The following is a 20,159-nucleotide window of genomic DNA, read 5'->3' as shown; positions in this document are numbered from 1 at the left end:
AGACGGTGGGGGCGGCAGTCGGATGTGGCTCGCCGCCTGTTTCCGATGCAGTGGCCCTGCTCGATGATCGGCGCGTTGTCGGTGGCCTGAGTGCGTCGGATGATTGGTATTTCGTGCGCGTTTCCCGTTGAATCGGCCTGTCGACGCGTGCCTGGTGCGATTGCACGCCGGCATCGCTGGCTTGAGTTCCCACGGGCTTGTCGCATCGCAGCAGGACGCGACGTTGCGCGGCCCAGGATTGTGTTGTATAACGCAAACTAGGTCGTATGACACAATTATATCGGATCGACGAAATGAAGCGCCGATCGGGCCGAACGCGGGACGTGCCATCCACCGGGTTTGCGCGCGGCCCTGGCCGGGGGCGGGCAGTCGATGTCGATGGGGTGCGCATCCGGCACCTCAATTTGAAAGGGAACTACCATGACGTATGAAAAGGCAGAGCTGGAACGCATTCTCGACGTTCAGCGTGCGGCATTCCTTGCCGAGGGCGGGGCTTCGGCTGCGGTACGAAAGTCGCGAGTGGGGCGGCTCGCAATTGCCGTTCTTTCCAACTTCGATGCGATTGCGGCGGCCCTGAGCGCCGACTACGGCAACCGTCCGCCCGAGCTGACCAAGGCGCTCGAAGCGCTGCCCTGGTCCGAAGACATACTCCACACGCTCGACAACATCGAGAAGTGGATGGAACCTGAGGCCATCCCGGGCGGTTTCATTCAGCCAAAACCCAAGGGTGTCGTGGGTGTCATGGGCGCATGGAATTTTCCGGTGACGCTCACATTCGAGCCGGCCCTGAGCGCGCTGGCCGCCGGGAATCGCGTCATGATGAACTTCCCGGAGTACCAGGTTGAAACCGGGCGCTTGCTGGCGAAGATCATCTCCGACACGTTCGACGAGGCGGAGGTGGCCTTCGTCCACGGCGATCTGTCGACGTCACAGTTCTTCTCGGGGTTGCGGTTCGACCACCTGTTCTTCACCGGCTCTCCGAAGATCGGGGCGATCGTCGCGCAGGCGGCCGCGAAGCATCTCGTTCCCGTGACAACCGAGCTGGGCGGAAAGAACCCGGTCATCGTGGCGCCCGATGCCGATCTGGATCTGGCAGTCAGCAGAATTGCCGCCACGCGTGTGGTGAACGGCGGGCAAGTTTGCCTGTGTCCGGATTATGTCTGGGTGCCCAGAGGCATCGTGATGGCTTTCGTTGACAAACTGATTGCTCAGTACAACTCCATATTCGATACCTATCTGGACAATCCCGCGGTCGTGTCCATCGTCAACGAGCGCAATTTCGACCGGATCGTTGGCCTCGTGGACGACGCGGTCGCGAAGGGCGCGAAAAAAACCGTGGCGGCGCCGGAAGGCGAGGCTGGGCGGCTCCCCGATCGCGCATCGCGCAGGATTGCGCCGACGATCCTGGTCGATGTTCCTGCGTCGGCAGAGATTGCCGACGAGGAAGTATTCGGGCCGGTGCTTGTCGTGTACGGATACGACGATTTGCAGGAACCCGTCGAATACATCTCGGCACGTCCTGCGCCGCTTGCCGCCTACTGGTACGGCGACGACGGCGCCGATTTCCGGCGCTTCCTCGATTGCACGACGAGCGGCGGGGTCACGCGTAACGACGGGTTGCTGCATGCACTGCTTCCCGGTGCGCCGTTCGGTGGAATCGGCAATTCCGGTTCGGGCGCCTATCACGGCAAGACGGGCTTCGATACGTTCACGCATCGTCGCGCGGTGGCCGTGACAACCCGTCCTGACGGCGTGGCCAACCCGCTGGTGGGGCGCCCGTTGGTGTCGGCGCAGATGCAAGGCTATCTCGACGGTGCCATTGCAGCCGCCATCAACGCGTTCGAGGCCAGGCTGTCCGAAGCAACGTAAGTCGAACGTGTCGCGACGTCGAGTCGCGGCACACGTTTTCATTCATCGAGGGCCGGCCTTCTGCCATCGCGCCGAGGGCCGATAGCGTGCTTGCCTGCCCTGTTTGTCAATTGCCGGATCTGAATCGGGCAACCGTCCAATTTCACCCGACGCGGTGAGGGCTGGCCGGACATGCGTTACGCGAGGTAATTATCTTGATGCCTTCCAGTCAATTTGCCAAAGGATTCAAGGGCGAAGTCCAGAATCGGGCATTTGCGCTTCGTGCCATCGGGCGCCTGGCGAATCGTCTCGACGGCGATCCGCGTCAGCCGCTCTGGGCGGCCTATCTGAAGTTGGAAGAGTTCAATGCGCCCGTTTATCGCCAGGCGGCGGCTCGATGGGGAATCGGCACGACTCCCGGAGCCGGAACGCGGATCAAGGCGTGGGTGATCGGATCCGTTCCGAAATGTCTTTTGAGGCCATTCCTGAAGTTCGTGCACGCCAAGACCGTCGTCTATTGCGACGAGCTGCGCAAGCTGAGAAACATCGGCCCATCGGATTCAAGAATCTTCCTGGATTACATGGTCGATCAGGAGGATTTCCAGATCGAGATGATGCGGCTTTCGCTCGACGGCCAGGATGCCGTCCTGGCCCGGAAGATCGATTCGTTCCTCGAAAAGTACGACGGAAAATTCGTGGTCAAGAAATATGGATGAAAAGTGAAAAGCTTCAAAGCGACCTGGCTGCGGGGCATGCGATGGGTCATTGCCGTGACGACACGGTGACGGCTCCGACGCCCGCGGGCCTGTCGAAGGCACGCGAGCGCGAAGGCGTTGCTCATGCGCCGGCCGGATCGCCCGGCAACCATGTCGCTCCACTGCCGAAGCAGAAGAACCCGGCTGCCTCGGCATCCGATCCCGTTACGCGAAAACACCACCATGTCACTTGATCAAGCCTCCCTGCATCAAAGCAGATCGTTCTGGCAGCACGCCTATGGCGCGTATTCGCCCAATCCCGCCTTGACGGAAGATCTCAAGGTCGACGTTGCGATAGTCGGGGGCGGCTTCACGGGGCTGAATACGGCGTGGCAGTTCAAGAAGGATCACCCCAATGCACGCGTCGTCGTGCTGGAAGCCGCCATCATCGGTTTCGGTTCCAGTGGCCGCAACGCAGGCTTCAGCACGAAGATGTTCGGTCTCGAGCCGGAGATGGTCCTGCTGCGCTGGGGCGAGCAGAAAATGATCGACGCGCATCGCTACCTGACGCTCGCGGTAGCGCATACCAGGAGCCTGATCGAGGAGAACGGCGTCCAGTCGGATTACCGGCACAGCGGGCTGGTGCGCGCCACCTACACGAAGCCGCAACTGGGCCGGATGCAGAAGACCTACGCACTGTTCCAGAAGCTGGGCATTGACGACGACATGGTATGGCGGAGCGCAGAGCAGTTTCAGCAGGATTTCCATTCGGAACGCTTTGCGGGCGGCATCTACGAATCGAATACCGGGTACCTCGATCCCTGCAAGCAGGTGCGGGCGCTCAAGTCGCTGGCCGAATCGGCCGGTGTCGTCATTTACGAGACCACCCAGGTGACGAATATCGAACGAACGTCATCCGCCATTTCAGTCAGTACACCGAATGGAAAGATCATGGCTGACAAGCTGGTCGTCGCGACAAACGCTTACTCCCGTGAGATTCCGGGCCCGGAACGGCTGCGCGCGCGCCAGTATCCCCTCTGGACCTATCAGGTCGTCACCGAACCGCTGAGCGACGCGCAATGGGAAAGCATCGGCTGGAGCGAGCGGCAATCGTTCGGGGACAACCGGCAGATGCTGCACTATTTCAGGCCGACGGCCGACGGCCGGATCATCATGGGCGGCGGCGACGCGATCACTTACCGGACCGGGGCCACGAATGAGGTTTCGGCACCGGTGGCGTGGCAGCATTGTGAGGATCATCTCAAGTGGATCTACCCTCAGCTGAAGAACACGCGCATCGACTATCGATGGGGTGGCCCCGTTTCGATCACCATGGACATGGCTCCCGAGATCAGCTTCATCGACGATGAACGCATCATCTATTCGGGCGGATGCTTCGGTCATGGTGTCGCGTTGACCCACCTCAATGGCCGCACCATTGCGGATCTGCTTGCCGGGAATAAATCCGAGCTGACGGATTTCTGGATCGTGAACAGGAAATCGCTGTCGATGACGAGCGACACGCTCGCGTATCTCGGCGGCAGGGTTGCGCGCCAGGCACTGAAGTCCTGGGACTGGTGGGAGGAGAAGGGGCTCAGGAAGTGACCGTCCAGGCCAATAGTCAGCCTCGTGGAGGCCGCACAGGCGGCAACGGTGCTCACGGTCATGCATCCGGCGCGTCGGGAGAAACGGGAATGCGCTGTCGGTGCGGTGCGCGACGTTCGTCAACCACGCGATCCCGAACCTCGCTTCAGCGCACCCGCAGGGTCGATGGCGGCACGCCCAGCAGACGCTGGAAGCTGCGGCGCAGGTTCTCGGTGTCGCCGAAGCCGCATTCCTGCGCCACGCGCTGCAGCGACGCTGCGCCGCTTTCGAGCGCGGCGCGCGCGGCTTCCACGCGCAGTTTCTCTACCGCTTTCGCCGGGGTGAGCCCCGTTTCCGCCTGAAACGCACGCGCGAAGTGTCGCGGGCTCATGCACGCGCGCTCGGCCAGATCGCTGACGCGGTGACGCACGGCAAGGTTGCTGCGCACGTGATCGAGCAGCGGGTTGAAGCGGCCGCGTGCGCAGTTCATCTCTATCAGCGCGGAAAACTGCGATTGTCCGCCGGGCCGCCGGTAGTAGACCACCAGCTGGCGCGCGACGAGGCGCGCAACGTGCTCGCCCAGATCGTTACCGACCAGCGCGAGCGCGAGATCGATACCGGCGCTGATGCCGGCGCTGGTCCAGAACGGACCGTCTTCCACGTAGATGAGATCGGGCTCGAGGCGCACCTGTGGAAACTGCCGCGCAAATCGTTCGCTGCAGGACCAGTGCGTGGTCGCGCGCCGGTCGTCGAGCAAGCCTGCCGCGGCCAGCAACAGGCTGCCCGAGCACACGCTCGTCACGCGCACGCCGCGTCGCGCGCAGCGCTGCACGAAGCGCAGCACGCGCGGATCGGACATCGGGGAATCCATGTCGTCGCTGCCGGCGACGAGCAGCGTGTCGATCGTGCTGACCGCAGGAAGCGCTTCGGCGGCCCAGCTGACACCGGACGAGCTGCGCACGAGGCCGGCTTCCGCGGCGATCGTGCGCAGCGTGTAGTGACCGCTGCGATAGCGGCCGGCAATTTCGAAGGCAGCGATGGGGCCGGCCGCGTCGAGCAGCTGGAAGTCCGGATACACGAGCACGGCGACGCGATGGGGCATGGCAGGAAAAGTGGGGATAGCGACATTGCAGCCATCACGATAGGGCGCGACCATGCGAGGTGTCAATCCACTGAAAGGAGATTCGTGTCATGACTGCTGCGCCGTATGTCGTCGTCTTCGCGTTGTTCGAGAACGTGACGCAACTCGATTTCGCCGGGCCCTACGAGGTGTTCCTGCGCCTGCCCGGCGCGCAATGCGTGCTGGCTTCGTCCACCGGCGGGACGATCGAGGCCGATGGCGGCCTGACGATCGCGAACGTCAGGCGCCTGGCCGATATCCCGCATGCGGACCTCGTATGCGTGCCGGGCGGCCTCGGCGTGATCGAGGCGCTGGGCGATGCGGAATACGTGCGCGAGCTGCGCCGGCTGGCAGACGGGGCGCGCTATGTCACGTCGGTGTGCACCGGCTCGCTGTTGCTGGGGGCAGCAGGGTTGTTGCGCGGCAAGCGGGCCACATGTCACTGGTCGTGGCTCGACCTGGTGCCGGCGTTCGGTGCGACCGTCGATGACGCGCGCGTGGTGCGCGACGGGAACCTGATCACCGGTGGCGGCATCACGGCAGGCATCGACATGGCACTGACGGTGATGGCGGAAATTGCGGGGGCCGCCCATGCTCAGTCGGTGCAGCTGTCCATCGAGTATGCCCCGGCGCCGCCGTTCGACTGCGGACGGCCGGAGCGCGCGGCGCCCGAGATCCTGGAGGCGGTGACCGCACAGCTGGGGCAGATGAGGATGGATCGCTACGACGCGGTGAAGCGGGCCGCGCAAGCGCTTCGATGAGCGACGGCGGGCGCAGGAAGCGCGGAATCTGATGCGCATCGGGACGTGCGGCTTGCGATGACGCGCCCGGCTCCGGCCGGGATTTGGTGTGCCGCTGTTTGCCGATCAACCGCCTGACATTGCAGGCGGTTGATCGACATCTGCCCGTCATTCGCGTGAGTACCGCGCGACGTCGATCGGCTCGTTCTCCGTCGAAACGGCGTGCCGTCACGCGATCTGCGGGCGTTCGGCGTACCCGCACACGCGCGATCAGTTCACGCCGACTGCACTCCAGGCGCGCGCAACCGTTGTGCTTTCTGCCGAGTTCGCACCATACAGGTCGTTTGCCGCCTGGATCGACGCGCGCCGTGCGTTCGGGTAGCTCGAGTTGGCGTTCAGGTACACGGTCAGCGTCCGGTACCAGATCTTGCCGGCCTTGTCGCGGCCCAGGCCGCTGAAGGTCGTGTCGCCATTGCAGACCAGTTGCGTCCTCGACAGGCCGGTGTCGGTCGACGGCACCGCCGGGCCTTCCGACAGCAGGTAGAAGAAGCGGTTGCCGATCCCCGACGTGTAATGCGGATCGTGGCGCGGGTTCGACCACGAGAAGCCGCCGGACGGGTAGCAGGCGAACGACCGGCCGTCGAGATCCTGCTTGTACATCTTGCGCAGGCCGCCGCTCACGATGCGCGCACCGATCACGTAGTTGCCGGGATCGTTCGGGTTGTTCGCGTAGAACTTCACGAGCGTGCCGAAAATATCGGACGTCGCTTCGTTCAGGCCGCCCGCGTCGCCCGAATAGTTCAGGTTGGCGGTGGCCTCGGTCACGCCGTGGCTCATTTCGTGCCCGGCGACATCGACCGATACGACGGGTTTCGGCAGGCGGGTGCCCGGATCACCGTCGCCGTACGCCATCACGCGCGACGACAGCCATGCCGCGTTCGCGCCCGTCGTGCCGCTGCCGGTGTTGAACACCACGTGCGCGTAGCTCTTCACGCCGCGGCCATCGTTGAAGATGCCGTTGCGGTTGTGCGTCGTCTTGTAGTAGTCCCAAGTTAATGCAAGCCCGTAATCGATGTCGGCGGCGACGGTCTGCCGGTCGGTCGTCGCGTTGTTGCCCCACACGTTCGTGCTGCTCGTGAAGATCGGCAGGTCGGTCGCCTGTTCGACGTCGTCCGAGCTCAGGCCGCGGCCATCGTAGACCGAGCCGCCGCCGCGGCTCGGATCGAGCATCCGGTACGCGTTCGTGCCGGTCTGGTCCGTCGTGAGCGTCAGGTTGCCGTAGTACAGCGAGCGGCCGGTGCCGGTCGCGGCGGCTGTCTTGATCAGGTCCTGTGCGTCGAGCACGTTGCCGGTGCGCGCGTCGACGTAGTACAGCACGGCGTCGCCATGCGTATCGGTCGCCTTGCCGAATACGCGCACCGCATAGGCCAGCGTCGGCGCGACGTCGCGGGCGAACACGACGAGCTCCGCGTCTTCGACGCGGCGCACGTCCGAGTTGAAACGCGCGGCCGCGACGTTCCTGGCCCGGGTCGCGCCGACGTCGGGTGCGTTGCGTACCACCGAGCGGTTTCCGACCTTGCCGATCGTGCCGGCGAGATTGATCGGCGCGAGCTGGGTCAGGCTCGCCTGCTTCAACTGCCCCTTGCTCGAATGGACGACGACGTCACCGCCGATCACGGGCAGGCCCGCGTAGAAGCGGTCGAAGCGCACGTGCTCGGTGCCGTCGGGGTCGACGATCACGTCGCGTACCTGGAACTGATCGCCGTCCGTCGGCGCGCTGGCTTGCGGCCCTGCGAACTTCAACGCACGTGCCGTGCCGCCAGTGGCGAGGCTGAAGGCGGACGGGTTCTGCTGGATCAGTTGCAGGGCTTTGTCGACCGCGGCGGGCTGGTCGCCGGCCTGGGCAAAAGCGCTGAGACTCGCAACGGTAATCGCGGTGATGGGCAGCAGACGAGACAATTTCTTCATGTAATTCCCCAGGTTATGGATGGGTTTGTTCGAGGAATGCATCAAGTAATGACTTTGATATAAGACATGTCGCGTACAGCAGAGGCATGCTAGGAGGCCATTTTTATAATTACAAGATATTTTCTGTGATATTAATTTTTCATGTCTCCGCTGTTAATCAAGTCATGATTTGGTGAGAAATATGAAATTATCTTGTCGGTGGCGTTGGCGGGATCGGCAACGCCGCATCGACCGTGTGCGGCTGAGGGGCGTTGTGCGACTGGGCGAGGCAGGGTGCGATGCCCGGGGCGATTGGAGGGGGCGACGTATGGCCGAGTTAAAGAGGGGAAATTTTCTTTATTAAATATTGATTTTGATTGTTGCGGTGTCGTGCGTTTCAATGCGGCTGGACAATACTCCGGATATTTTCGCTTTTTGATCGCGATGTCACTCAATACGCAGCGAGCGTCGGGCTACGGCGCTCGTCGGTGTTGCGCCCGTTGCTTGCACTTGCGGGCGCCGGGGGCGACGACGCGGGCAGGGTGGGCGCTTCACGCTTCATCGCGTGCTTGACGTGGCAATGTCGAGCGCAACGCGCCTTGCCATCGAAGCGTTCGACCTATGCGCGAACGTCGCCGGCAAACGACCCAAGGTCGCGCTGGTTGTCTGCATACGCAAACGCCTGGCGCTGCTCGATGCCATCGCCAGAGCCAACGCGCCTTGGGGCGACTCGCTTCGTCACGCTTGAACGCGAAGGCGGTTACCTCGTTGCGATCGGCCGACTCCGGCCTGCGTCAAGGTTTTCCCGCGCAGGTGGCGTGTGGGTGGAGTTCCAGGCGATCGAAGTCACCCGGTTTCAACGTGGTGAATGACGGGTCTTGCAGCACGTGCTGTCCGCGGCTTGCTGTCGACTGGCAAAGCCGGCGAGCTTCCTGCCATTGACGCGCGCATGGCAATGCTGAATACACCATTCCGGGTTTCAGCGGCTTTTCAGGCCCGAAGGCGGGCTTCCGTGCACTTCCGGATGCGATGCGTGCCCGCCACGGGACATCAGAAGCGGTGGATCAGGCCGACGCCGAGGCCGATCTGGTTCTGCTTCGAACCTGCGCCCACGCCGTCGCCGATCGACGTCGTTGCCGCGATGATCTTGCCTGCGTTCAGCGTGTTGCCGCTCGAATGCTGGTAAGCCTCGACTGCGTACAGGCCCGTGCGCTTCGACAGGCTGTAGTACTGCGACAGCGTGACCTGGTGGTACTTGGCCGAGCTCGTGATGCCGTTCGACTGCGTTGCCGCCGTGTACGAGTAGCCCGCTGCGAAGTCCCACTGAGCCGCTGCCTTCCAGTGCAGCACGGCGCCTGCCGTGTTGAAGATGGCCGTGTTGCGGAACGACGAGCCAACGCCCGGCGTGTACTGCACGTTCGAGTACGACGCCGAAATGTCCCATGCCGGCGTGAACTGGTAACCCGCCGTCACGGCGATACGCTGCTGCGATTGCGCGGTCGCGTAGCCGTTGTTGATCGACGAGACTGCCGGCTGGTTGCCGTCGCCCGTTGCCGTCAGGCCGTTCTGGACCGTCGAGTTCGCGCCCCACACGCCGCCACCCAGCGTCGCGTTGTTGACCTTCTGGTAGCCGACGGCGATGCCTGCCGGGCCGTTCAGGTACTGGATCGCCGCGCTCCACGTCGAGCCGCGGTTCGTCGCGCCTGCGACGCCGCCGAACGAGTACGAACCGCCGACCGTGAAGCCGTAGAACTTCGGCGACATGTACACGAGCGAGTTGTTCGCGCGGTAGCTGGTATCCAGCGAATCGATATCGCCCGGGTGCGCGCCGTAATAGCCGGTCAGCCAGGTCGTCGGGCTGTACGGCGACAGCAGCGTGTAGTACGCGGTGTACTGGCGGCCGGCCGTCAGCGTACCGTACGTGGCGTTGGTCATCCCAACCCATGCCTGGCGCGTGAAGATGCCGTTGGTCCACTGCGACGAGCCGTTAGCCGTGTTGACGCCGGCTTCCAACTGGAAAATCGCCTTCGTGCCGCCGCCGAGATCTTCGCTGCCCTTCAGGCCGAAGCGGCTGCCTGCCCACACGCCGGTGGACATTTGCACCTTCGAGTGACCACCCGCCGTCGCGCCCGTGGCCGACGAGTTGTTCTGGTAAGCGATACCGTTGTCGACGATACCGTACAGGGTCACGCTGCTCTGGGCGTGGGCCGTAGCTGCGGCGGCCAGGCCGGCGGCCGTCATGGCGATTGCGACGCTATTTTTCATCGATTCATAATCCTGGTGGAATGATTCAATATTGACGTGATCCAAGTTTCATGTTGCTTGATGATGTGTGTCGGACTCCTGAGTTTGGAGGTTGAATAACGAGAACAATCGTGCTTTCAAATTTCGAGTGGCCGGGAAAGGCAGGTTGATCGGGTACTTGCCACTCGACGCGTCAAATCAAAAAGTCGGAATGACATCGATGAATCGCACCGGGTACGGACCGGGTGGCTTGCCGGGAAGCTCGAGCGTCCCCCTCATCGCGGCGTCAGTCTTTTCGAAATGCGCATCCAGCGGCGTGTTCCAGTGAGCTTGCACACCGGTTTGGGCGAACATGCCCGCCACGCGAAAGGCGTCCGATGACCAACCGGCATCGTTCGCCGGCGCCTCCGAGGGCGGTCAGGTTTTCACGACGGTCGCATGGATCAACTGCCTGAGCGCATGCACGTCATTCGAGTTTTCGAAGTTGGTGCGAAGCCAGGAGATCTGCGATCCGAGATAGTTGCGGAAACTGTTGAAGTCGCGTCCGTCGAGCTGCCGTTCGGTCATGCCGTAGTCCTCTTTCGCGATGTCCTTGAGCACGGAGATCGCGTCTTTCGCAGCGGGATTCGCGAACACAAAATCGTAGTCGCAGATATGCGACACGAACCACTCCTGCTTGTGCGGCTTCGGCAGTGCCTGCTGGTCCGTCACATAGCCGTTGGCGACGGGATCGACACGCGCGATCATTGCCGCCGCCGTCAGCCACCCGACGATCTTTTTTTCGCCGTCGAGCACGCCGGGATTCGTGTGCGCACACGCCTGCGCGAGGATCACATCCACAGGAAGGTCATGGACCATGCATTGCGCAAGGCCGAATATATGGTGCGCCCCGGTGTCGCCGATGGTGAGTTCTTTCAGGCACGAACCGTCGTCACGCCACTGGAACACCCAGGTCTTCTGCAGGTCATGCAATGTCTGCGAAGCGAACAGAACATCGAGCGACAGCGAGTAGCGAAAGAGTTGCTCGTAAGTGTGTTTGTAATCGATGGCATGGCGCAGGTTCGTCGCAGTGTGCGCACATAGGCCGCCCGGATAGGAGTGGTGGCTGTTGTAGTCGCTGCCTGGCGCGCTCAACATCGGTTGCGCGGGAACGTCGGCCGACTTGCACGGCGGAAACAACTGTTCGCGGGTGACGTCTGCTGCAAGCAGGTTCTTGTCTTTGAGATTCCTGAGCAACGCGTCCTGTCGGTCCGGTTGTCCAAGGTAGTAGGCCATCAGCGTCGGCGCGGGATGATCGACCATCGATCGCGTGGTGCTCTTCAGCGCGCCATCCTGGATTTGCGACATGCATTCGTTGATATAGGCGAACGACCGCTGCGCAATCGGGGATCTCTGTGCCATTTGCTGCGGCGAAAGGCTCAGGCACTCGTCCAGCGGAATCGACTTCGGACGTGGCTCCTGGGCCGTCTTGCCGCGTGTGGTGGTTGCCGCCTCCGATGACCGTGCAGGTATGCCCAGCGTTCCGCACAAGCTTGCGCTCGCGGTGACCTGAAGAAACTGCCGGCGAAACGGATTCACGGGTTGGGGTGACGACATGGGCTGCTCCTTTTCCTACGGTAGTCAATACGGTAGTTAAATCAGACACAGGGCGCGATATGCGCCGGGCGACGCACCGATCCCAGGGCATTCCATGACGGATGCCCCTCGAACGATGCGTCACCGGGCCGGCAAACTTGCGACGCCCGCCGGGCGTTGCAACGATCGAAGCCGCTTTTCCGACCGCCATACGCGTTGTCTCACCGGACGACCGGCCCAAATTTGCACTCGTGTGCAATCTATCACCACGGTTTCGATTGCACAACGTGGCTCGGCATCGAAATGACGTTCGAAGGGACGGGACTTACCCTAGCTTGCTGTAGAAATGGCTTCCGCCGAGGTCATCGAAACTGGGCGCGCGCCGGTGACGTCGGCCAACGGCGCGGCCGAACCATCATGGCCGTGAGCGGGTTGAGCAATGGTTCCTGTCGTGCTGGGGGGCGAGCAACCTCATGCACGGCGCGAACGCGGCATAGCGGTTCACATCGACGATGGGGACGTCCTTCGGCGGCAGCAGTTCCGGTTCGACTCGACACGCGCCATGCCGACGAGGCGGGCCTCTGGAGCGGCCTTCCGCGCATTGACGAGGTGCCTTTCAACAGCCTGCCGGGTATTGGCAGGCTGTTCGGCGGGCAGGCGAACCGCATCGCGCACGAAGAAGACCTCCGCGGGCGTCCCGGCCATGCGTCGTTTCCCGGCATGAAGGCTGTACCGTCGGATGTTGCGTGTGCAAGATCATGTCCGATCGGCTCGTTCACTCGACCCACGGCCCGGGCGGCGAATTCGATGGCGTTTTCGTCTGTTTTGATAAGCTAGCATTCTCCACAACAGGCGCAGATTTGCCACGCACGAGATATCCATGACGGACAAAGAGAAAGAAAAGAGCTGGGCGACGGCGAGCGATGTCGCGCGACTGGCGGGCGTCTCGCGCTCGGCGGTATCGCGGGCGTTCACGCCGGGTGCGAGCGTGTCCGGCAAGACGCGTGAGCGGATCATGCGTGCGGCCGAGCAACTCGGCTATCAGGTCGATTACAACGCGCGCAACATGATTCAGGGCCGCAGCAGCTTTGTGGGCGTGATTACGTCCGGCCTGGAGAATCCGTTTCGTGTGAAGTTGCTGTCGCCGATCGCCCACTATCTCGGCGAGCAGGGCTTCCTGCCGATCCTGATGGATGCCGACGACGCTGACCAGATCGCCCACTCGTTGCAGATTCTGCTGAGTTACCGGATTGCGGGTGTGATCATGACGTCGGGGACGCCGCCGCTCGCGCTGGCCCGCGAGTACGTCGCACGCCGCGTGCCGGTTGCGATGCTCAACCGTGCGGCCGAGATAGAGGGCGTTGACGTCGTCAACAGCGACAACGAGACCGGTGGCCGGCTGGCCGCCCAGCGGCTCGTGCAGGCCGGCGGAAAACGGTTTGCCTTCATCGGCCCGCACCTGTCGAACTTCAACGGCAAGGCGCGTTGTGAAGCGTTCGTGCAGACGTTGCGCACGCTGCCGGGGCGACGTGGCGAAGTCGAGTTGTGCAACACGTCGACCGATAGCTACGAGAGCGGCCAGCAAGCCGCGAAAGCGTTGCTGGACCGTTCGCGCGGCGTGCCGGACGCCATCTTCTGTGCCACCGACATGATTGCGCTCGGTTTCATCGATGCCGCGCGACAGCGATTTGGCAAGCGCGTCCCGGAGGATCTTTTGGTGATCGGGTTCGACGACATCCCGCACGCGCGCATGGGTAGCTATCGCTTGACGACGATCGCGCAGAACGTCGACGAGCTTGCACGGGAAGCGGTCGATGTCCTGGTCGACCGGATGACCGATTTCACGTTGCCGACGCGCATTCGGGTGGTAGGCGTGTCTCTCGTCGAGCGGGATTCCGTCGGTCTGATCCCCGGGTAAGTCCCGACGCTGGAACGCCGTTTCCAGCGTTTCCCAGGTTGAATCGGGGTTTCGTTGGTGCTACATTGCACTCGTGTGCAAAATTCGGGGAGACACCCCGGACGAAGTGCCGGCCACTGACGAAGCGGGGGCGGCGCGGGCAATCAAAACATGGAGACAACCGATGAAATTCCCGTTGCGAAGCACCGTCGCCGCGATGCTGGCGGCAGCGTGCCTGACGACCACAGCGCAGGCGGCCGGCAACCTGAATGTGCTGTGTTCCGCGGATCTCGAGTGGTGTCAGTTGATGAAGACGCGGTTCACCAAGGAAACCGGCATCGACGTATCGATGATCCGCAAGAGCGCGGGGGAGAGCTTTGCGCAGATCCAGGCACAGGCGAAGAATCCGCAGGTCGACGTCTGGTGGGCGGGATCCGGTGACGCGCACCTTCAGGCGGCGTTCGAGAAACTGACGCAGCCCTATCAGTCGCCGCTTGCGGCGCAACTGCAGCCGTGGGCGCAGACGTTCGCGAAGGTGGCCGACTCTCGGTCGGTCGGCATCTATCAGGGTGTGCTCGGTATCGGCTACAACGTGACGGAAATCAATTCGCGCAAGCTGCCGGCGCCGAAGTGCTGGAAAGATCTGCTGAATCCGGCTTTCAAGGGCGAGATCCAGATCGCGAATCCGAACTCGTCGGGCACATCGTACGTCGCGCTCGCGACGCTGGTTCAGCTGTTTGGCGAGGACGACGCATTCAAGTACCTGCGCACGTTGAACGCGAACATCAGCCAGTACACCGACACCGGCGTTGCGCCGGGAGAGGCCGCGTCGCGCGGCGAGTCGACCGTCGCGATCGAATTCATGCACGACCTGATCAAGCAGAAAGTCGCCGGTTTTCCGATTGCCGTTGCGCCGGCTTGCGAAGGCACCGGTTTCGAGATCGGCGGCATGAGCATCGTCGCGGGGGCGAAGCATCTGGCCGAAGCGAAGCGCTTCTACGACTTCGCCCTGCGCGCGGATACCGAGACCGCCGCCATCGATGCGAAGGCGTATCAGATTCCGGCGAACCGCGATGCGAAGGTCCCGCCGCAGGCTCCGAACGTCGCATCGATCAAGCTCGTCAATTACGACTTTGCGAAGTACGGTTCGCCTCAGGTTCGCAAGCACCTGCTGCAACGCTGGACGACCGAAATCTACAACCACGGCAACTGACGCGAAGATGAACAAGATCTTGTCGAGTTGGCTGGCGACGGGGGCGTTTGCGCTCGTCGCGCTGCCCTGGTATCAGCAGGAATCGGGCGTGTTCGCGTTCCGCTGGATCGGTGACGCGCTGCACGGCTCGTCAACCGCCGCCCCCGCGTTCTGGCAGGCATGGCACGGCGGGATGGCCGCGGTGTGGGTGCTGGTTGCGTGTCTGGCCGCCGCCGGCATCGCGCTGGCGGCGATTCGTCGGCGCCGCGTGCTCGGCGCGGCGTGGGTCGGCGCCGGTGTGGCCGGCCTGATCGCGATCGGCTGGCTCGCATGGGGTGTCGCATTGCCGACCGGGCTCGGCGCCGGCGCCTGTCTCGCCGCGCTTGCGTTTCTCGTGATCGCGACGAGCGGCGCGGCGCTGGCCGGCGCGTGCCGCGGCGACCTGTTCGTGACGGGCGCGATCGGGATCGTCGTCGCGCTGATTGCTACGTTCGTGTTCTGGCCGGTCGGCAACATCCTGCTCGACGCATTCCGCAATGCCGACGGCGTGCTTGATTGGGCATCGGTGCTGCCGCGCGTCATGTCCCGCAGCGTCTGGGGCCTGGCCTGCCTGTCGGGAGGGCGTAGTTGCGGCGTTGCATGGAATACGCTGGCGCTCGCGATTGCGAGCGCCGCCGGATCGGTCGCGCTGGGCTGCACGCTCGCATTGCTGGCTGCGCGCAGCGCGTCGCGCGGGGTACGGGCGCTGCGTAGTCTCGCAGTGTTGCCGATCATCACGCCGCCGTTCGTGCTCGGCCTCGCGCTGATCCTGCTGCTGGGTCGCAACGGCGCGCTCACGCTGTTCGTCGCAGATGTGTTTGGCGTGGTGCCCGGCCGCTGGCTTTACGGTCTGCCCGGTGTCTGGTTGTCGCAACTGCTGGCGTTCACGCCGATCGCGTTCATGACGCTCGTCGGCGTCGTCGACGGGGTGGGCCCGTCGCTCGAGGAGGCGTCGCAAACGCTCGGCGCGTCACGCTGGCAGACGTTCGTCACGGTGTCGCTGCCGCTGATGCGTCCGGGGCTCGCGAACGCGTTCCTGTTGTGCTTCATCGAGAGCATGGCCGATTTCGGCAACCCGATCGTGCTGGGCGGCAATTTTCACGTGCTGTCGACGGAAATCTACTTCTCCGTGGTCGGTGCGCAGAACGACCCCGGGCGAGCGGCCGGCCTGGGGCTTGTCCTGCTCGTATTCGCGCTGGGCGTGTTCCTGCTGCAGAACCGCTGGCTTGGCCGCCGTTCATACGTGACGGTGTCCGGCAAGGCCGACAGCGGTGCGCACGCAGCGCTCGATCCGCGGCTGCGTGCCGGCCTCTGGTGCGTTGCCGTGCCGTGGGTGGCGTTCACGCTGGTGGTCTACGCGATGATGCTGCTTGGCGGTTTCGTGAAGATCTGGGGTGTCGACAACAGCCTGACGCTCGCGCACTACGCGGATGCATTCGGCATTGGCGCGGATGCCGGCGGCTTGCACTGGCAAGGTCAGGCATGGCCGTCGTTCTTCACGACGCTGACGATCGCGGCGATCGCGACACCGCTGACGTCGCTGGTGGGCATGCTCACCGCCTGGCTGCTGATCCGGCAGCGTTTTGCCGGCAAGCGCCTGCTCGAATTCGGCACGCTGCTGAGCTTCGCGGTGCCGGGCACGGTCATCGGGATTGCCTATCTGCTGACGTTCAACGCCGGCGCGATCGAACTGACGGGAAGCGGCGCGATCCTCGTGCTGTGTTTCGTGTTTCGCAACATGCCGATGGGGCTGCGCAGCGGCATCGCGGCAATGCGCCAGCTCGACGCGAGTCTCGACGAGGCGTCGATCATGTTGCGTGCGAGCAGCCTCACGACGATCCGTCGCGTGATCCTGCCGCTCCTGCGCCCGGCGCTCGCGTCGGCGCTCGTCTACGGCTTCGTACGCTCGATCACGTCGGTCAGCGCGGTGATCTTCCTCGTCAGCGCAAATTACGACATGGCAACGTCGTACATCATCGGACTGGTTTCGAACGGCAACTACGGCACCGCGATTGCCTACGCCAGCGTGCTGGTGATCGTGATGCTCGTGATGATTCTCGTCGTCCAGCGTTTCGTCGGTGTGCGCCGGCTGCGTGCCCGCACACGGATACAGGCTTCCGGCCGGCGCGGCACGATTCTGAAAATGAAGGAGACGACGGTATGAACACGACCCAGGTACGCGGTTCGCTCGTATTCGAGCGGGTCAGCAAGCACTACGGCAAGAGCGTCGCGGTGGACGACATCAGCTTTCGCATCGAGCCGGGCACGATGGTGACGCTGCTCGGCCCCAGCGGCTGCGGCAAGACCACCACGTTGCGGATGATTGCGGGCCTCGAACGCGTCGATGCGGGGCGGATCCTGATCGGCGGGCGCGACGTGACCGATCGGTCGGCGGCCGAGCGCGACGTCAGTATGGTGTTTCAGTCGTACGCGCTGTTTCCGCACATGAGCGTCGTCGAGAACGTCGCTTACGGATTGGCGGTTGCGCGCCGGCCGAAGCGCGAGGCGCACGAGAAGGCGATGGGTGCGCTGGCGCTGGTCGGGCTCGGCGAGTATGCCGCACGCTCGCCGAGCGAGCTGTCGGGCGGCCAGCAACAACGGGTTGCGGTAGCGCGCGCGCTGGTGCTCGAGCCCGAAATCCTGCTTCTCGACGAGCCGCTGTCGAATCTCGACGCGAAGATGCGCACCCGCGTACGCGACGAGATCCGGGATCTGCAGGTCAAGCTGGGTCTGACCGCGGTCTACGTGACGCACGATCAGGAAGAGGCGCTGGCGATCTCGGATCGCATCGTCGTGATGAATCGCAAGAAGATTGCACAGCTCGGCACGCCGCGCGATATATTCGACGCACCTGCCGACGAGTTCGTCGCGGACTTCATCGGCAATGCGAATCTCGTCGATGGCGAGATTCGTGCGATCGACGACCAGGTCGCGCAGTGCACGATCGGCGGCACGCGGCTCGATCTGCCGTACACCGGCACGCGGACCGGCGCGGTGCGCATCGCGTTACGCCCCGAGGCAATCCGGCTCGGGCCTGCGCAGCAGGGCACGATCGCCGGTGAAATCAGTCGTGCGACCTATCTCGGTCGCGAAATGCAGTACACGGTTCAGTCGTCACTTGGAGAATTGTTTGTCGTGAGTCATCGGTTAGATCAGCTATTTCCGCGCGGCGCGCAGGTCGCGCTCCAATTCAGCGCACACGGTGCGGCCATCGTCGGAGCGCACGCATGAGCGCACCCGGGACGGAGACGATCGGGTTCGAGGCCGATCTTGCGAATCGCTATGCACTCGTGTGCACGATTGCTCGGGAAGCCGGGGCGCGCGCGTACCGGATGTTCGCGAACCGCGCGGCGCTCGAAGTCGAGCACAAAGGTCTGCAGGACGTCGTCAGCCTTGCCGACCGCGAGGTCGAGAATCTGGTGCGCGAGCGCGTCACGGCAGCGTTTCCGGACGACGCGTTCCTCGGCGAGGAAACCGCGGCGCAGGCCGGCGCGTCGCTGCTGTCGGAGCGGATTGTCTGGATCGTCGATCCGATCGACGGGACCAGTTGCTTTCTGAACGGGATGCATGCGTGGTGCGTGTCGATCGGTGTGCTGATCGATGGCAAACCGGCGATCGGCGCGGTGTTCGATCCGAACAGCGGTGAGTTGTTTCATGCCGCGGCCGGGTGCGGCGCATTCGTCAACGACACGCCGATGCGGGCCGCCACGACACGGTCGGTGCGCGACGGCGTGGTCGGCGTCGGCTTCTCGCATCGGGTCGCGCCGTCGGCGTTCATTCCGTTTCTGGCGCGGCTGCTGGCCGACGGCGGCATGTTCATTCGCAACGGCTCAGGCGCGCTGATGATCGCCTACGTCGCGGCAGGCCGGCTGATCGGCTATTACGAACCGCATATCAACTCGTGGGACTGTGTGGCCGGCATCGTGCTGGTGCGCGAAGCGGGCGGCGTCGTCAACGACTTTCTCGCGGGCAACGGATTGCTGAGAGGCAATCCGATCATTGCGGCGGGTGACGGATTCTATCCGGCGCTCGCCACGCTGATCGCGGGTTGAGCAAGCCGCCTGAGTCGCGCGCATGACCGCCGCCCCGCACGAAGCGATGGGGCCCGGTCCTTCCCGGAGGCGGCGCATCGATGAGACGGAGCGCCGAATCCTTCGATGCGCTGCCGCGTGAGTTGACGCGCGTCACGCCGCGGATCGAGGCAAACCGTTCGATGGTGCCGCGCATTGCCGGCATGTCGACCGCATGCGGCCTGCTGGCGCCGACCGTCGTTCGTTTCGCGCAACGCTGCGGATTCGCCGGATTCGCTGAATGGCAGGCGGTGTTCCGTGACGAGGAGGCCGGTGGCAGCGGCATTACGCCGGGGTATCGCGAGCGGGTCAGGGGCCTGAATCGCGATACTTCGGCAGGAGGCCGGCCGCCACCCCGCCACCGGTCACGACATCAGCGACGGCATCTCGCCCACGGCGGTGCCGCACCGCCCCGCATCGGCCAGCGCCTGGCCGATCGCGTGCTGAACGGCAGCCGGGTGTTCCAATAGATAGAAGTGCCCGCCGTCGAACTCGCGGAAGCTGACCGGGTGCTGCGACGCGCGCGACCAGTCGCGCTGCCCGGCGGGGCTCAGCACCGTGTCGTCGCGGCTCGAGAAGACCGTGACGGGACAGGGCAGCGCGGTTGCGGACGGCAGCGGAAAGAACGCCTCGACCAGGCGGAAATCCGCCCTGGCCAGTTTCAGCAGCATCGCCCGGAGCGCGTCGTGTTCGACTACTTCGCGCGGCGTACCGCCGAGCGACACGACATAGTCGATGATCTCCGCGTCATTGCGCAGGTGAACCGGCGCGCCGTCGAGCCGCGTCCGGCGATGCGGGTAGAACGGCGCGTCGGTGCCGGAGGCGCCGAACCAGACGGGCGGATGCCCCAGTTGCGTCATGTCGCACGCGAAGCTGTATGCGATCAGCGCCCCCATGCTGTGGCCGAACACCGAATAGTCGCGCGGCAGCAGCGGCCGGAGGGCCCGCAGGAAGTCGATCAGTTCGGGCAGCGTATCGATCGCGCGCGTGCCCAGGCTCCTGCCGCGGCCGGGCAGTTCGATCAGCCACACCTCGATGTCGTCCGGGAACGACGCGCCCCACCGGTAGTAATTGGCCGCCGCGCCGCACGCGTGATGGAACACCAGCAGCCGGTGCCGCGCCGCCGGGCGCTGGAGCGGAATGGTGAGGGTACTGGGTAGCAAGGCCATGCTTTCGGGACTCCGCTTTAAAAAACGAGCCATACAAGA

The 20,159-nt window shown here is 63.9% G+C and carries 16 protein-coding genes; 10 read left to right on the top strand and 6 right to left on the bottom strand.

What is annotated here, in order from left to right; translation table 11 throughout:
* Window positions 1–420 precede the first annotated feature (420 nt).
* The 4 genes from OHZ10_RS34445 (at window position 421) to OHZ10_RS34430 (ending at window position 4,148) form a co-directional block, all read left to right on the top strand.
* Window positions 421–1,869, top strand: a complete 1,449-nt coding sequence (locus OHZ10_RS34445) for an aldehyde dehydrogenase family protein (RefSeq protein WP_342706412.1) — start codon at window positions 421–423, stop codon at window positions 1,867–1,869.
* 197 nt (window positions 1,870–2,066) lie between these two features.
* On the top strand, window positions 2,067–2,564 hold the full coding sequence (locus tag OHZ10_RS34440; RefSeq protein ID WP_059241842.1) for a hypothetical protein: 498 nt from the start codon (window positions 2,067–2,069) through the stop codon (window positions 2,562–2,564).
* Window positions 2,561–2,797, top strand: coding sequence for a hypothetical protein (locus OHZ10_RS34435; protein WP_155627354.1), 237 nt, complete (start codon window positions 2,561–2,563; stop codon window positions 2,795–2,797). Before OHZ10_RS34440 ends, OHZ10_RS34435 begins: the two co-directional genes overlap by 4 nt.
* Window positions 2,787–4,148, top strand: coding sequence for an FAD-binding oxidoreductase (locus OHZ10_RS34430; RefSeq protein ID WP_340626072.1), 1,362 nt, complete (start codon window positions 2,787–2,789; stop codon window positions 4,146–4,148). Before OHZ10_RS34435 ends, OHZ10_RS34430 begins: the two co-directional genes overlap by 11 nt.
* A gap of 145 nt (window positions 4,149–4,293) precedes the next feature.
* Here the strand turns inward: OHZ10_RS34430 and OHZ10_RS34425 are convergent, their stop codons facing one another.
* Entirely contained in the window at window positions 4,294–5,229 is a 936-nt protein-coding gene (locus OHZ10_RS34425) for a GlxA family transcriptional regulator (RefSeq protein ID WP_174993971.1), read from the bottom strand.
* A gap of 89 nt (window positions 5,230–5,318) precedes the next feature.
* Between OHZ10_RS34425 and OHZ10_RS34420 the strand changes: the two genes are divergently transcribed.
* The gene (locus OHZ10_RS34420; protein WP_174993972.1) at window positions 5,319–6,008 is read left to right on the top strand and encodes a DJ-1/PfpI family protein; all 690 of its coding nucleotides are present in this window, start codon (window positions 5,319–5,321) and stop codon (window positions 6,006–6,008) included.
* Between the two features lie 249 nt (window positions 6,009–6,257).
* Here OHZ10_RS34420 and OHZ10_RS34415 read toward each other — a convergent pair whose 3' ends face one another.
* The 4 genes from OHZ10_RS34415 to OHZ10_RS34400 form a co-directional block, all read right to left on the bottom strand.
* Window positions 6,258–7,955 (bottom strand): M4 family metallopeptidase, encoded by a 1,698-nt coding sequence (locus tag OHZ10_RS34415; RefSeq protein WP_059241833.1) that lies wholly within the window; start codon window positions 7,953–7,955, stop codon window positions 6,258–6,260.
* Between the two features lie 1,029 nt (window positions 7,956–8,984).
* The gene (locus OHZ10_RS34410; RefSeq protein ID WP_342706411.1) at window positions 8,985–10,199 is read right to left on the bottom strand and encodes a porin; all 1,215 of its coding nucleotides are present in this window, start codon (window positions 10,197–10,199) and stop codon (window positions 8,985–8,987) included.
* 177 nt (window positions 10,200–10,376) lie between these two features.
* Complete coding sequence (locus OHZ10_RS34405) at window positions 10,377–10,532, bottom strand: hypothetical protein (RefSeq protein ID WP_155627353.1); 156 nt, start codon at window positions 10,530–10,532, stop codon at window positions 10,377–10,379.
* A gap of 63 nt (window positions 10,533–10,595) precedes the next feature.
* A complete protein-coding gene (locus tag OHZ10_RS34400) occupies window positions 10,596–11,774 on the bottom strand; it encodes a hypothetical protein (RefSeq protein ID WP_342706410.1) in 1,179 nt (392 codons plus the stop codon).
* An 859-nt stretch (window positions 11,775–12,633) separates the two neighbouring features.
* Here OHZ10_RS34400 and OHZ10_RS34395 point away from each other — a divergent pair.
* The 5 genes from OHZ10_RS34395 to OHZ10_RS34375 all read left to right on the top strand — a co-directional run bounded on the left by OHZ10_RS34395 (window position 12,634) and on the right by OHZ10_RS34375 (window position 18,933).
* Window positions 12,634–13,671, top strand: a complete 1,038-nt coding sequence (locus OHZ10_RS34395; protein WP_059241826.1) for a LacI family DNA-binding transcriptional regulator — start codon at window positions 12,634–12,636, stop codon at window positions 13,669–13,671.
* A 163-nt stretch (window positions 13,672–13,834) separates the two neighbouring features.
* Window positions 13,835–14,863 carry an ABC transporter substrate-binding protein gene (locus tag OHZ10_RS34390; RefSeq protein ID WP_155627351.1) on the top strand — a complete coding sequence of 343 codons (1,029 nt, stop codon included), beginning with the start codon at window positions 13,835–13,837 and terminating at the stop codon, window positions 14,861–14,863.
* 7 nt (window positions 14,864–14,870) lie between these two features.
* Window positions 14,871–17,045, top strand: coding sequence for an ABC transporter permease (locus tag OHZ10_RS34385; protein WP_059241824.1), 2,175 nt, complete (start codon window positions 14,871–14,873; stop codon window positions 17,043–17,045).
* Window positions 17,042–18,112, top strand: a complete 1,071-nt coding sequence (locus OHZ10_RS34380) for an ABC transporter ATP-binding protein (protein WP_342706409.1) — start codon at window positions 17,042–17,044, stop codon at window positions 18,110–18,112. Before OHZ10_RS34385 ends, OHZ10_RS34380 begins: the two co-directional genes overlap by 4 nt.
* Window positions 18,109–18,933, top strand: a complete 825-nt coding sequence (locus tag OHZ10_RS34375) for an inositol monophosphatase family protein (protein ID WP_174994706.1) — start codon at window positions 18,109–18,111, stop codon at window positions 18,931–18,933. Before OHZ10_RS34380 ends, OHZ10_RS34375 begins: the two co-directional genes overlap by 4 nt.
* Window positions 18,934–19,316: 383 nt before the next feature.
* Here OHZ10_RS34375 and OHZ10_RS34370 read toward each other — a convergent pair whose 3' ends face one another.
* Entirely contained in the window at window positions 19,317–20,120 is an 804-nt protein-coding gene (locus OHZ10_RS34370) for a thioesterase II family protein (RefSeq protein WP_174994705.1), read from the bottom strand.
* Window positions 20,121–20,159 lie beyond the last annotated feature (39 nt).

Source organism: Burkholderia arboris (assembly GCF_038723655.1).
GTDB lineage: Bacteria > Pseudomonadota > Gammaproteobacteria > Burkholderiales > Burkholderiaceae > Burkholderia > Burkholderia arboris.
The sequence above is the reverse complement of the archived record's forward strand: the minus strand, read 5'-3'. Positions and strand labels throughout refer to the sequence as shown.